Here is a 13,070-nt window from a genome sequence, read left to right as displayed (position 1 = left end):
GCCAGACTAAAGGGCATGGAGTTCCGCATGCTCGGTCCGCTGGAGATCGTCGTCGACGGACGTGCGGTCCCCACGCCGGCGCCGCGGTTGTGTTCGCTGCTTGCGATTCTGCTGCTGCGCCCGCACCGCCCGGTGCCGATGGATGAGCTGATCGACGGACTGTGGCCCGACGGCGTACCTCAGCCGGCGCACCCGACCCGGACCGTCCACACCTACGTACGACGGTTGCGCGACATCGTCGGCGCCGACGTACTGCAGACCCGCGGCCGCGGCTACCTGCTCGCCGCCGAACCATCCGACCTCAACGCGTTCCGCGCCGCGTTGACTCAGGCCGCCGAGGATCCGGCCCGCCAGGTTGAGCACCTCCGCCACGCCCTCGACCAATGGCGCGGCGACCCGATCGAGGTGGAGCCAACAGCCGCGATCGGCCTGCGCGAGGAGCGGCTGACCACGATCGAGCAGTACTACGACGCGCGCCTCGCCCGCGGCGACCACGCCGACGTACTCCCGGAGCTGCAAACCCTCAGCGCACAAGAACCGCTGCGCGACAGCCTGATCGCCTTGCTGATGACCGCGCTCTACCGCTGCGGACGCCAGGCCGACGCGTTGTCGACGTACGACGGATTCGCGGGGCGGCTCGTGGACGAGTTCGGGCTCGACCCGACCGACGAACTGCGCGAGCTCCGTCAATCGATCCTGACGTCCGCGCTCGACGACGAATGGCAACACCAGGACCAGCTCCCGCTCGACATCCGCAACCTCGTCGGCCGCGACGACCTGGTGACCGACGTCGTGAATCTGCTGACCGCGACCGAAGGCGTCCGGATCGTCGCGCTCTCCGGCACACCGGGTGTCGGCAAGACGGCCGTCGCCGTACGCGTCGCGCGTGAGCTGACCGACCGTTTCCCCGACGGGCAATGGTTCGTCCGCCTCCGCGGCGCATCGGACCAGCCGCGGCGCGCGGATGACGTACTGGTCGAGCTCCTGCGCGCATCTGGCGTCGACTCGCACGCGATCCCCGACGACGGCGATGCGCGCGCTGCGCTCTTCCGGTCGCGCCTGGCGACGCGCAGCATTCTGCTCGTCCTCGACGACGCGCAGGACGCGGCCCAGATCCGTCCGCTCCTCCCTGGTACGCCGACCAGCGCCGTACTCGTCACCAGCCGGAACCCGCTGGACGCTCTCGCCGCGCTCGACGGCGGCATCCCGATCCGCGTCCCGACCCTGACCCCGGAAGCCAGCACCACTCTCATCCACTCGATGCTTCAGGCAACCAATGACGTCGAGGAGCTCGTCGACCTGTGCGCCGGCCTTCCGCTGGCTCTTCGCATCGCGGGCGCCGTCGCCTCCCGCGGCTCGGTCGCGGCCTTCGTCTCCCGCATGCATCGTACGGGCGCGCTCGCCACGCTCGCCATCGACGACGACACCGCGGTCAGCTCGGCGTTCCGAACGTCGTACGACCTGCTCGACCCCGCCGTACAACGCGGCTTCCGTCTGCTCTCGCTCTTCCCAGGTCAGGAGTTCGCCCCCGACGCGGCCGCGGCGCTCATCGGCCCGACGTACGACCAGGTCCTCAACCGCCTCGAATCCGCCAGCCTGCTGGAATCCGTCGGCCACGACCGCTACCTCATGCACGACCTCGTCAAGGAGTACGCTGCCCAGCTCGCCGCCCCGGCCCTCGACGCCTGGAAGTCCTTGTGTCGTTGGTACGTCGGCACGGCGAACGCCGCAATGCTGATCCTGGAACCAGGCGCCGTCCGCGTCCCGATGCCGTCGTACGACGTCACCGTCGCGGATCCGGAGGCGTGGCTGACGGCCGAGCTGCCCAACGTCGAGGCCGTGGCGCAGCGCGCGCTCGAGCTCGGGACGCCCGATGTCGCCTGGCAACTCGCCGATATCGTCCGGCTCTATCTCTACGAGCACAGCCGGTACGGCACGTGGCGCGCCCTGGTCCGGCTCGGTGAGCTCGGCGAACAGACGTCCGGTGACGAGGCCGGGCGCGGCGCGATGCTGCACGCGCGCGGCGTACTCGAGCGGCAGTCGGGGGCGAACGACGAAGCGATCGCACTCTTCGAGCAGGCTGCGGAGCTCTATCGCGCCTGCGGGTTCACGCTCGGCGAAGGTGCGCTGCGGTGCAACATCGGGGTCAGTTACAACGCCCAGGGGCGGTTGCGCGAGTCCGCCAAGGCGTTCGGTGAAGGGCTGGCGGTGTTCCGGGCCTGCGGTGAGTTCGCGCGGATGCCGCGCGGTCTGAACGCGCAGGCGATGAACCACATCCATCTCGGTGAGTTCCGCGAGGCCGTTGCCTGTGCCACCGAGTCGCTGCAGCACTCTGGTGCGCACGGCAACGATCGACTTGTTGCCCTGGTCAACCGAGCTGGCGCCTATAAGGAACTCGGCAATTTGGAGCTCGCGGCAACGGACCTATGCAACGCCGAGCCGCTGGTGGAGAACCGGCTCGACGGGATCCAGTGGGGGCTGGCCAAGGCCGCGGTCGAGAACCGGCTCGGTCATTTCGAGGACGCGCGCCGGATCGCGACCGACGTACTGCGTGACAGCCGCGAGATCGACAACAGCTACGACACCTGCATTTCGCTGCAGGCGCTCGCCGACTCCTACCTGCACGCCGGCGATGTCGCGACCGCCCGGACGTACTACGAGGAAGGCGACGCGCTGGCCGCGAAATCCGGCTATGCGACCGTCATCGCCGAGCTGCACTGCGACCTTGCCCTGTGCAACTTCCTCGACGGCGAGGTCGAACTCGCCCACGCCCAGGCGAGCCAAGCGCTGGCCGACTCGGTCGAGTACGGCATCGGGCGGCAGTCGGCCCGTCGCCTGCTGGCCCGCTGCTGCGAGGCCCTCGACCGTCCTGACGAGGCGGCGGCCCACCAGGCCGCCGCCGACGCGTTCTGCCGGCAGACCGGCTACGTCCCGCGCTGAGGTTTACAGACCGAGGTCGCGGAGGAACTCCGGCTTGTACGCCTGGACCACGACGTACCGCTGGTCCGGGACCTCCATGCCCGCGTTCTTCGCCGCGTCGCTGGCCGCGTCGTGCGGACCGACCGGCACGCTCGGATCGGTCCAGTCCTGCTCGGCCGGGTTCCAGCGGGTGATCGTGTATGTCGCGTCGAGGTGGTCGTCGGCGACCAGATCCTTGGCGGTCCGCTCAGCCTCCTGGGCGTCCGCGAGCGTGTGCGTGTACATCAACATCCGGTTCCCGTCTCGGGTCACCGTCACCTGACTCCCGAGCCGCTTCCGCGCGTCGTCATCCAGATCCAGCGCCCGCAACCGGTCCCAGAACGTCAACCCGTGCCCTTCGTCACTGAGCACAACCTCAACCCGAAACTCCTCATCCGCCATAGCGCACACCCTACCGACCCCCGGGCGGCGCTCCACGCGCGGACGCCTGAGATGTGGGACAGGTGAATCGATTTCTTTCGATCGACTACAGTTCTTAGTCATGGAGCTGAGGCACTTGGAACACTTCGTCGCGGTGGCTGAGCAGAAACACTTCACCCGGGCCGCCGAGGCGATGTCGATCTCGCAGTCGGGGCTGTCCGCGTCGATCCGCGCGCTCGAGCGTGAGTTGCGGGCGTCGCTGTTCGTCCGGAACACCCGCAGTGTGGAGCTCACCGAGGCGGGGCGGGCGCTGCTGTGCGAGGGCCGCCGTACCCTCGCCGCCGCCGAAGCCGCGAAGGATGCTGTTGCCGCGGTCCAGGGGTTACTCCGCGGTCACCTGACCGTCGGCCTGGAGCAGTGCCTCGGGGTGGTCGACGTACCGGCGTTGCTCGCGAAGTTCCGTTCGGCGTACCCGGCCGTCGAGATCGAGGTCCGGCAGGGCGGCTCGACGCCGATGCTCGACGAGCTCGCCTCCGGCCGGCTCGACGTCGCGTTCGTCGCCACCGCCGGCGACCCGGTCGACGGGCTGGACCTCCGGCCGCTGTCCCGCGAGTCGATGGTGCTCGTCTGCGCGCCCGACCACCGCCTCGCGAAGGCGTCCGGGGTCACGCTGGACGACCTGATCGGCGAGTCCTTCGTCGACTTCGACCCGACCTGGGGCGCCCGTGCCATCTCGGACAGCGCGTTCACCCGGGCCGGGGTCGCTCATCCCGTCACGATCGAGGTCAACGACGTACACACGCTCCTCGCCCTCGTCGCCTACGACCTGGGCGTGGCCCTCGTCCCCGAACGCATCGCCGCCAAACACGGCGACCACGTCACCGTCTCCCTGGCCCCCGGCGCCGCCTCCGCCTGGCAAGTCTCAGTAGCCGTCCCCACCGGCCCCGCCGCCTCCCTCGCCGCCGACGCCCTCATCGGCATGCTCCCCACCACCGCGGTCCACGCATAAAACAGCCGGCCGCTGATGGGGCGGCCGGCTGTTTTGACGGGTCTTACCAGGCGTAGTCCTCGGGGGAGGTCTTGTAGCCGGGGAAGATTTCGTCGAGGCGGTTCAGGGCCTTCTCGTCGAGCTTGATGTCTACTGCGCGTACGGCGGACTCGAGCTGCTCCATCGTGCGCGGGCCGACGATCGGGCCGGTGACGGCGGGCTGGTGGAGGAGCCAGGCGAGGGCGACCTCACCGGGCTCGTGGCCGAGCTCGTCCGCGAACGCTTCGTACTGCTCGATCTGCGGACGCAGACGCTCGAGCGTCTCCTTGGCCCGGCCCTCGAGCCGGCGGACGCCCTCGTTCTCCTTGCGTACGACGCCACCGAGCAGACCGCCCTGCAGCGGCGACCACGGGATCACGCCGAGGCCGTAGTACTGCGCGGCCGGCAGGACCTCGCGCTCGACGTCGCGGACGAGCAGGTTGTAGATCGACTGCTCGCTGACCAGGCCGATGTAGTTGCGGCGCGCGGCCGCCTCCTGCGCCTGCGCGATGTGCCAGCCGGCGAAGTTGCTGGAGCCGGCGTAGAGGATCTTGCCCTGCTGGATCGCGACCTCGATCGCCTGCCAGATCTCGTCCCACGGCGTCGCGCGGTCGACGTGGTGGAACTGGTACAGGTCGATGTAGTCCGTCTGCAGCCGCTTCAGCGACGCGTCGAGTGCGCGGCGGATGTTGAGCGCGGACAGCTTGCCCTCGTTCGGCCAGCCGTCGCCCATGTCGCCGTACACCTTGGTCGCCAGCACGGTCTTGTGCCGGTTCGCCGGGTCCTTGGCGAACCACTCGCCGATGATCTCCTCGGTCCGCCCCGGGTAGATGGCCCGCCCGTACCCGTTCGCGGTATCGAAGAAGTTGATGCCCTTGTCATGCGCCGCGTCCATGATCGCGTGCGCGTCCCCCACCTCGGTGTGAGGACCGAAGTTCATCGTCCCCAGCACGATCCGACTAACCGACAACCCAGTACGCCCAAGATGAGTGAAGTCCATACCCCCACCCTTGCTCGCCGCGGCCAACTCTTCCAACAAAAGAATCAGGACAGTCCCATCAGCTGAGCTTCTGAGTCAGCCTGGCGCGGACCATTTCGGTCGGCGTCGCGCCACCTTCGGCGATCGCATCGAGCAACGCCCCGACGAGCGCCGGCGCCTGGGCGTGCCGAAGCTCAACACCCTCACACCGACGGCGAAGCGCGGCGAACATCGGCGCCTCCGGTTCCGGTACCAGGCCACCTCCGACTACTACGGTCACTGGTCTGACCAGTCCACAGGTCCGCGCGAGACTGCCGATGTACTCCGTGAGCCGCTCCGCCTGCGTATCGACCAGCCCGGCCACCACCGGGTCGTCGTCGATGAGCGCAAGTACGGCGGGAGCATGCGCCGCCTGAGCCGCGAAGTTGAACGCGTTGCCGCGCGCCGTCGTGAGCTCGAGCATCTCCTCCGGCGTGGACGCACCGACCAACGGCGGGAGTACGGCGGCGAGCTTCGTCGACTCACCCATCCCGAGCTCAGCCAGATACACCGCCCGCAACGCCTCGCTCACCAGACCCGCGGCGCCGAGCGGATGCTGCAGCCACCACGACAGCGCCCATTCCTTCGCCGGCCCTCGTCCCGCGAGCGCTGCGCCCGTACCCAGCACGACCGAAATGCCCTGCCCGTCGAGCCGACCGCACCGGATGAGCGCGAAACCGTCGTTCTTGATGCTGAGCTGCTTGAAGAGCGGCTGCAGGGCCGCAGCCCAGAACTGCTCATCGGCCGGCCAGTCCACGCCCGCCAACCGGAACGCTGCGTGCTTGACGTCGGACGGCCTGAGGTCTGCAGTCTCGAGCACCTCGTCGACGAGGCCGAGGACGACCGACCTGGCCGCCTCCGGCCCCGCCGGCGCGTAGATGTCGCCGACACCGCCACGAGCAAGGCCGAGCAGGTCGCCATCAGCGGTGGTCAGACCAGCCCAGGTCTTGGTGTTCCCGGCGTCGACGGCGAGGAAAACGTCTCTCACCGCAGGAGTCTCTCCGGCAGGTACGCCGAGTGCGCGGCGGCCATCTCGTCGTACAACGGCTCAGCGATCGCCAGGTCGGGCACGAGCGGATTCGCGATCAGCGCCCGGATCGCGTCGGCGCGGTTGCCCTCCCAGGCAGCCTTCGCCGCGAGCATCTGGTAGTCGGCGAGCTGCCGCGTGATGCCCCGAACGGCAAGCGGCAAAGCTTGTTGCGGCTCGATGTGGCAACCCTTGCGGTTCACGTTGCAGTACACCTCGACGACAGTCTCCGCATCGAAACCGGGCAGCGCGCCGTCCGCGTTCGGCAGGTTGACGGGCAGGCGCGCACCCGTGTCGTTGTAGTAGGCACTCATCACGTCGATCGCCAACTCCAGCTCGTGGATCCCGCCGCGCGACCGGGCCGGATCGAGCTCGGGGTGGCTGGCCTCGGCCTGCTCGCGGTAGTGCTCCCAGTACCCAGGAACCTCGTTCATGATCACTTCCGACCGGGTCCGCGGCGCGGCCTGCTGCGCTCGGAACACCTCGTTCCGGAAGTAGTAGTAGTTGAAGTAGTCGGACGGGATCGACTGCATGACCACAGCCAGATGCAACGCGCGCTTGGAGTTGTCGTCGAGCGTCGGGTCGTCCTTGCGCTCTTCCCACGCGGCCTCGAGCAGCGGCATGACGTCCTTGCCGTCGTACAGATGCTCGTAGCTCCAGCAGTTGTGGTTCACGCCGGCCATCGTGACCTTGGCCCGCTCGGGGTCGAGGCCGGCGGCCCGCAGTACGACGGGCGGGAACACGAGCGGCCCCTCGCACATCGAGTAGATCGGGACCGAGGTGTAGCTCGAGACCGCCTGCGACACGATGTTGACCGGGTTGGTGTAGTTGAAGATCACCGCGTTCGGCGCGACCGCCTGCAGGTCGTCGGTGATGCCGCGCATGTCGTTGATCGAGCGCAGGGCCATGAAGAACCCGCCAGGGCCCTGCGTCTCCTGCCCGATCACACCGTGCTTGATCGGGATGCGCTCGTCCAGCGCCCGCGCGTCGAAGTTGCCGGGCCGGAAGCTCGTCAGTACGGCGTCGACGTCGGTCAGACCAGCACGCTGGTCCGTCGTCGCGGTGACCGTGATGCCGTCGCCGCCCTGGGCCGCGAGCTTCTCCGCGATCCGGCGGACGATCTCCAGCCGCTCCGGGTCCTTGTCGATCAGCACGACTTCCGAGCCCGCGAACTCCGGCCCGTGCCACAAGAACGACGCCATGGTGCCGGCCGCTCGGGACGATCCGCCGCCGATATAGGCCATCTTGATTCGAGCCATGTCTAGGAGACTCCTTCTCGTTCTGACTTTTGTGCGGCTTCTTCGTCCGCGTAGATGAAGGCGTTGCGGCAGTCGTGCACGATGGTTGCCGGCCACAACGGGTCGTACTGGTCGGCCTGAGTGATGCGGTCGAAGGCGTACGCCTTGTTCTCGCCCCACAGCAGCATCACCGCGGAGTGCGAGAGCTCGACGAGTTCCGCAGTACCGATCGTGACGCCGTACGACGGAACCTCGGCGGGGGACTGCAGATTGGGAAAAGTGGACACGTTGTCGCGGCGGGTCGACTCGGGTAGCTCGACGACCCGGGTGGGCGCGTGGCGCGGCGTACCGGGGCCGTTGAGGGCGACGTGACCGTCACCTTGGCCACTGGCCAGGAGAAACAGGTCGATGCCGCCGCGGTCGAGGATCTCCTGCTTGAATGCTTCGGGCTCGTTGGGGTCCGGGGTGAGGAGACTGGTCGGACCAAGGCCGAGGGGGCCAAGCAGGTTCCGTTCGGCCCAGCCGATGCAGCTGTGCGGCGCGTGCGGGTCCAGCAGCTCCCAGCGGCTGCCCTGCCTGGTGACGTACTCGTCCATCATCACGATCTGAAGGCCGTCCAGGCTGGCTCCGGATTCTTTGAGGGCAGCTGCGACGGGAGTGGCGCTGCGGCCGGCGGGGAAGCCGACGATGGCGCTGCCTGTCGTCAGTTGCTCGAGAATCCGTTGCGCTACGGCCTCGCCGAGCCGGGCAGCGTCGGGTACCACAGTGATAGGCGTTGTCACGTCACTCCTTGACCGCGCCGGCCATGACGCCGCTGATGAATTCACGCTGGAAGAACAGGTAGAGCGCCACGACCGGCAGCGACACGATCAGCGATCCGGCCGCCATCAGATTGACCTGCAGTACATGCCGTCCCTGGAAGGCGCCCAGGGCAACGGTCGCGGTCTGCTTGTCCGGATCGCCCAGGAAAATAAGGGAAAGGAAGAAGTCGTTCCAGGTCCACATGAACGACAGCAGGACCAGCGTGAGTACGGCGGGGCGCGCCATCGGGACGAGAATGCGCCACAAGGTGCTCCAGACTCCAGCACCGTCGACGGCAGCGGAATCCATCACCGAACGGGGGAGTGATCTGAACGTCGCTCGCATCCAGTACGTCCCGAACGGCACGCCCATTCCGAGTTGAATGATGACGAGCCCCAGCCAGGAGTTGGTCAGGCCGATGCTCTGGAATTCGTAGTACAGCGGGATGACGATCACTTCGGTCGAGACCATCATTCCCAGCAGGATGACCGGGAAGAGGAAGCGTTCGCCAACGACGCCGAGGACGCCGAACGCGTACCCGGAAAGGATCGCCAGCACGGTTTGCCCGACGACGGCGGACACCGTAATGACCAGGGACGCGTACATCGAGTGCGCCAGATTGCCGTCGTGCCAGGCCGCACTGAAGTTGCTCCACGCGATGTTGGAGAAATCGAGTGCGCCCGAGGTGTTCGGGCTGAGTGAGGTGAGGACGAACCACGCGACCGGGAACAGTACACCGACCGTCAGCGCGATCACGATGACGTAGTTCGAGACGCGTTCGAATCTGGAGATCATCGGTCTTTGTTCTCCATGATCCTCGTAATGCCGACCGCGATCGCGAGACACAACACAGCCAGTACGACGCCGGTCGCGGAGGCCCTACCGACATCGGGATTGACGAATGCCAACTGGTAAAGGAGAAGCGCCGGGGTTGTCGTCGCTGTCCCGGGTCCGCCCTGGGTGGTGATGTAGACCATGTCGAAGGTCCTGAGCGCGCCGGTGATGGTCAAGGTGAGGGCGATTGCCATTTGCCCGCGCAGGCTGGGCAGCGTGATCAGCCAGAACTCCTGCCACCGTGTCGATCCGTCCAGTCGCGCGGCCTCGTACAACTCGTCCGGAATCGCGAGAATGCCGGCCAGGAACAGCACCATGGTGAAGCCGAACCCGCCCCAGACTCCGATCATGCCGAGCGACGGCAGCGCCCAGGTGAAGTCGCCGAGCCAGTTGCGGGTGAGGTGTCCGAGACCGACGCCGCGCAAGATGCTGTTCAGCGGGCCGTCCGGCGCGTAGATGCGCTTCCAGATGATTGCGACGACGACGCTCGTCAGCACCTGCGGCAGGAACAGGAACCAGCGGTAGATGCCTTCGCCGCGGATCTTCGCTCGGCTGAGGAGCGCGGCGCTGATCAGGCCGAGACCGAGCGGGATCAGGCCGAACATGAGGATCAGGACGAGGACGTGCCCGAAGGCGGCGTACATCCTCGGGTCGCGCCCGAATTCGAGGTAGTTGCGCAATCCGACCCACGTCGGTTCGCTGACGCCGTCCCATTTGTAGAACGAGTAGTTGACCGTTTGGAGCAGCGGCACGAGCACGATCACGACGTACAGCAGGAGCGCGGGGGAGAGGAAGAGCAGGCCCATCCAGCGCCGTTTGCGGGCTTGCCGCGAGACGGTTCGGGTTCTGGTTTTGGTGCGACCGATCGCTAGAACGCTCATCGGGCGGCCTGGAATTTGTCGTAGTCGGCCTGCACCGCCTTGACCAGATCCGCCGGGGTACTCCGGCCGGCCAGCAGCAGTTGGACCTGACCGCCGAGCGTGTCGAGCATCGAGGGCGTCGACCAGTCGAAGTACGGAACGTATCCGTTGTCCTTGTCGAGCGACCGTTGGCCCGTGATCTCGGTGCCGAACTCGGGGTTGTCCGCGGGCGCCTTGACGTCATTCAGCAACGGCAGGAGACCGGCTTCGACGACGTACTGCGCGGTTTGCGGGCCGGCGAGGAAATCGAGGAACGCAGCTGCGACGTCGGGGTGCGCGCATTTGGATCCGAGCGCGACGGCGGTGGAGGCGCCCGTACCGACGACCTTTCCGCCGGTGGCCTGGGGGAGTTGGACGTAGCCGTACTCCTGCTTCTGATTTCCCTTGAAGGCAAGGGTTCCCGTGTACTCGAAGCGGAAGGCGGATTTGCCTTTGAGGAACGCGTCGATCGCGTCGGCGTACTGGATGCCGGCATGGTTGGGCGTGAGCCAGTTCTTGTCCTGGTACGACTTGAGATGCTCGGCCGCCTCGGACATCCCGATCTCGTCGGCCTTCACCGACCCGGTCGAATAGACGAAGTCGTTGATCTTCTTCTGATCGCCGAAAAGGTCCTGCAGGGCAAGGAGAATCGCCGTCGACGAACCCTTGTCCTGCGACCCGTAGCCGATCGGGATGATGCCCGCGGCTTTGGCCTTCGTACAGGCGTCTTCGAAGGATGCGAGATCGGTCGGCGGCTTGACGCCTGCTTTGTCGAGGACTGTCTTGTTGTAGTAGAGGCCGATCAGCGACGAGCTGGCGACGGGGGTGGCGAACAGCGACCCGCTGCCCATCTCCGCGCCGTCGGTTGTGAACTGCGTCTGGCGCAGGATCGTGCTCGGGAACTTGTCCCAGCCGAACGACTTCGAGTACCCGTCCAGGTTGAGCACCAGGCCCGCCTTCGACAGCGTGCCCAGCGACTGCCAGCCGTTGTTGACCGTGATGATGTCCGGCGGGTTCTTCTCCTTCAACCGCAGGTTGGCCGTCTGCGTCAGTTGACCCCAGTCGACCGACGTGCGCTTGATCGTGACGTTCGGGTACTTCGCCTGGAAGCCCTTCACCGCGCTGGCGACCCAACTGGCCGAATCGCCGCCCCAGAAGTCGAGCATCGTCAGCGTCACCGCGCCGGCTTTGGCGACGTCGATCGACTTGGCGGGTGTGGTCGGTGCGCTGCTCGCTTTCGTACCCTTCGGCGCGCATCCGGCCAGCGTGAACAGTCCGAGCGCGGCCCCCGACTTCAACACGTTCCGCCTGCTGACCATCGTGACTCCTTCGTCTGTGACTTCCGGCCACCTTACGACGCTGAAACCAGTTATGCCAGTGTGAACCAGTTTGGGATTGTGCCTGGCTTGGGTCGTGAAACTGGTATAGTGACCGCCGTGACTGAGCCCGCCGTTGAGCGCGTCAAGAAACGGATCCGCGAGGGGATCGTCCGCGGGAAGTACCCCAGCGGCAGCCGCCTGCCGAGCGAACGTCAGTTCGCTCTGGAGACCGGGCTCAGCCGGATGACCGTCCGCGCCGGCTTCCAGGCCGCCTCCGACGACGGCCTCATCGCCCCATCACCTCAACGCGGCTGGTACGTCCGCGACCTTGTACTGCGCGAGCCCCCGAGCCGGCTCCAGTCATTCACCGAGATGGCCCACGAACTCGGCTTCCGCCCCACCTCGGAAATCCTCGACCACCGAGAACGCCCCGCCACCCTCGACGAGGCCCACCGCCTCCACCTCGCCCCCACCGCCCCCGTCACCGCCATCCGCCGCCTCCGCGGCATGGACGGCCGCCCCGTAACCGTCGAAGACCTGGTCATTCCCTTGGCCGTAGCCCCTTGGCTACCCGGCACCGACCTGACCGACGCCTCCCTCTACGAACTCTTCTCCACCCACGGCATCGAATTCGCCTACTCCCGCTACACAGTCCAAGCCCAAAACGCCACCGAAACCCTGGCCACCCTCCTCAACCTCACCCCCGCCGCAGCCATCCTGGTAGCCACCGAAGTCGCCTACACCCAAGACACCACCCCCCTCCTCTCCGGCACCAACCACTACAGAGGCGACGCCTACCAATTCACAGCAGACCTCACCCGCTGACTTTGGTAGGAGAGAGTCGGCCCATCGCGGTGCTACGCGCGACTCCTTCGTCGCCGTGCTCCGCGCCGCACCCACCCACCCCCGGGCTTATCGCCCGGAGCATCCCTTCCGGCTATCGCCGGACGTGGCGCTGCCGCGCGTTCGACCGCCCCGCCCCGCGGCGCACCGGGATAGGCGAGCGGAACCTCTCGAGGCGCGACCGCCTCGGATGGTGCGACCGCAGTGGGTCGATCTGCGTCAGGACCTGCCCGCTCACGAGCCCTTGCGCCACGACGTGGCCCAAGCCGCGCTCCACCCCCAGAAACCTGGAGAGAGCGCCGCCATTGCGGATTCAGCGTTCGCGGGAGGGATGCCAGTCAGGAAGCGAGTCGGCGTCTCGCGGAAAGAGCCGCTCGTCTTCAATCAGAAGGCCGCGATCTGCGTCGCCATCGAAGGGTGGATTCTCATAGTCGAATTCGGCATCGAGTTGCCCGGACCTGTCGAGCGTCAACCGGGCGTTGTACCAGGTCCCCTTCCTCTCCTGATACATCGCTTCACGAAGCTCGGCCGCGGCGTCCTCGCCGTCGTCGTCAAGCTCGCACTCCCGATCGACCGTACCGTCCTCGCAGGTTGCAGCCACAATCGTCCGGGTCATTCCGCCCGCTCCGGAGACCTTCAGCTCGAGCTGCTGCCAGCCCGATGGAACGGACCGCGCGAGCGCCTGCCCGACTGCCGCGAGTTGCGCTTCCGCTTCACCGATCATG

12 protein-coding genes are annotated in these 13,070 nt (G+C 67.1%); 3 read left to right on the top strand and 9 right to left on the bottom strand.

Going from position 1 to position 13,070, the window contains the following annotated elements:
• The first annotated feature begins 15 nt into the window (after positions 1-15).
• Positions 16-2,940, top strand: a complete 2,925-nt coding sequence (locus FDA38_RS31815) for an AfsR/SARP family transcriptional regulator (protein WP_137257781.1) — start codon at positions 16-18, stop codon at positions 2,938-2,940.
• Between the two features lie 3 nt (positions 2,941-2,943).
• On the opposite strand, the gene FDA38_RS31810 is transcribed toward FDA38_RS31815, so the two are convergent.
• Entirely contained in the window at positions 2,944-3,360 is a 417-nt protein-coding gene (locus tag FDA38_RS31810; RefSeq protein WP_137257780.1) for a hypothetical protein, read from the bottom strand.
• A 100-nt stretch (positions 3,361-3,460) separates the two neighbouring features.
• Between FDA38_RS31810 and FDA38_RS31805 the strand changes: the two genes are divergently transcribed.
• Positions 3,461-4,348 carry a LysR family transcriptional regulator gene (locus FDA38_RS31805; RefSeq protein ID WP_137257779.1) on the top strand — a complete coding sequence of 296 codons (888 nt, stop codon included), beginning with the start codon at positions 3,461-3,463 and terminating at the stop codon, positions 4,346-4,348.
• 43 nt (positions 4,349-4,391) lie between these two features.
• On the opposite strand, the gene FDA38_RS31800 is transcribed toward FDA38_RS31805, so the two are convergent.
• The 7 genes from FDA38_RS31800 to FDA38_RS31770 are packed head-to-tail and all read right to left on the bottom strand — an operon-like array spanning position 4,392 to position 11,502.
• A complete protein-coding gene (locus FDA38_RS31800) occupies positions 4,392-5,366 on the bottom strand; it encodes an aldo/keto reductase (protein ID WP_137257778.1) in 975 nt (324 codons plus the stop codon).
• Between the two features lie 58 nt (positions 5,367-5,424).
• Positions 5,425-6,372: a hypothetical protein gene (locus tag FDA38_RS31795; protein WP_137257777.1), complete on the bottom strand. Its 948-nt coding sequence runs from the start codon at positions 6,370-6,372 to the stop codon at positions 5,425-5,427.
• Positions 6,369-7,670, bottom strand: coding sequence for a family 4 glycosyl hydrolase (locus tag FDA38_RS31790; protein WP_137257776.1), 1,302 nt, complete (start codon positions 7,668-7,670; stop codon positions 6,369-6,371). Before FDA38_RS31790 ends, FDA38_RS31795 begins: the two co-directional genes overlap by 4 nt.
• Before the next feature lie 2 nt (positions 7,671-7,672).
• The gene (locus FDA38_RS31785) at positions 7,673-8,431 is read right to left on the bottom strand and encodes a sugar phosphate isomerase family (RefSeq protein ID WP_170989938.1); all 759 of its coding nucleotides are present in this window, start codon (positions 8,429-8,431) and stop codon (positions 7,673-7,675) included.
• Between the two features lies 1 nt (position 8,432).
• Positions 8,433-9,245: a carbohydrate ABC transporter permease gene (locus tag FDA38_RS31780; RefSeq protein WP_137257774.1), complete on the bottom strand. Its 813-nt coding sequence runs from the start codon at positions 9,243-9,245 to the stop codon at positions 8,433-8,435.
• The gene (locus FDA38_RS31775; RefSeq protein WP_137257773.1) at positions 9,242-10,165 is read right to left on the bottom strand and encodes a carbohydrate ABC transporter permease; all 924 of its coding nucleotides are present in this window, start codon (positions 10,163-10,165) and stop codon (positions 9,242-9,244) included. The genes FDA38_RS31780 and FDA38_RS31775 overlap by 4 nt, the downstream gene beginning before the upstream one ends.
• Positions 10,162-11,502 carry an ABC transporter substrate-binding protein gene (locus tag FDA38_RS31770; RefSeq protein WP_137257772.1) on the bottom strand — a complete coding sequence of 447 codons (1,341 nt, stop codon included), beginning with the start codon at positions 11,500-11,502 and terminating at the stop codon, positions 10,162-10,164. Before FDA38_RS31770 ends, FDA38_RS31775 begins: the two co-directional genes overlap by 4 nt.
• Before the next feature lie 117 nt (positions 11,503-11,619).
• On the opposite strand from FDA38_RS31770, the gene FDA38_RS31765 reads away from it, so the two are divergent.
• Positions 11,620-12,327 carry a GntR family transcriptional regulator gene (locus tag FDA38_RS31765; protein WP_202877916.1) on the top strand — a complete coding sequence of 236 codons (708 nt, stop codon included), beginning with the start codon at positions 11,620-11,622 and terminating at the stop codon, positions 12,325-12,327.
• A gap of 331 nt (positions 12,328-12,658) precedes the next feature.
• Here the strand turns inward: FDA38_RS31765 and FDA38_RS31760 are convergent, their stop codons facing one another.
• Positions 12,659-13,069, bottom strand: a complete 411-nt coding sequence (locus FDA38_RS31760; RefSeq protein WP_170989937.1) for an immunity protein YezG family protein — start codon at positions 13,067-13,069, stop codon at positions 12,659-12,661.
• Position 13,070: the final 1 nt, after the last annotated feature.

Source organism: Kribbella jiaozuonensis (assembly GCF_005233875.1).
GTDB classification, from domain to species: domain Bacteria; phylum Actinomycetota; class Actinomycetes; order Propionibacteriales; family Kribbellaceae; genus Kribbella; species Kribbella jiaozuonensis.
Note: the sequence above shows the minus strand (reverse complement) of the source record. Positions and strands in the feature narration are given on the sequence as shown.

Bases quoted from the DNA above. Each gene is read 5' to 3' on its own strand.
- FDA38_RS31815 (WP_137257781.1), top strand. From the start codon at position 16: ATGGAGTTCCGCATGCTCGGTCCGCTGGAGATCGTCGTCGACGGACGT.
- FDA38_RS31810 (WP_137257780.1), bottom strand. From the start codon at position 3,360: ATGGCGGATGAGGAGTTTCGGGTTGAGGTTGTGCTCAGTGACGAAGGG.
- FDA38_RS31805 (WP_137257779.1), top strand. From the start codon at position 3,461: ATGGAGCTGAGGCACTTGGAACACTTCGTCGCGGTGGCTGAGCAGAAA.
- FDA38_RS31800 (WP_137257778.1), bottom strand. From the start codon at position 5,366: ATGGACTTCACTCATCTTGGGCGTACTGGGTTGTCGGTTAGTCGGATC.
- FDA38_RS31790 (WP_137257776.1), bottom strand. From the start codon at position 7,670: ATGGCTCGAATCAAGATGGCCTATATCGGCGGCGGATCGTCCCGAGCG.
- FDA38_RS31780 (WP_137257774.1), bottom strand. From the start codon at position 9,245: ATGATCTCCAGATTCGAACGCGTCTCGAACTACGTCATCGTGATCGCG.
- FDA38_RS31775 (WP_137257773.1), bottom strand. From the start codon at position 10,165: ATGAGCGTTCTAGCGATCGGTCGCACCAAAACCAGAACCCGAACCGTC.
- FDA38_RS31770 (WP_137257772.1), bottom strand. From the start codon at position 11,502: ATGGTCAGCAGGCGGAACGTGTTGAAGTCGGGGGCCGCGCTCGGACTG.
- FDA38_RS31760 (WP_170989937.1), bottom strand. From the start codon at position 13,069: ATGATCGGTGAAGCGGAAGCGCAACTCGCGGCAGTCGGGCAGGCGCTC.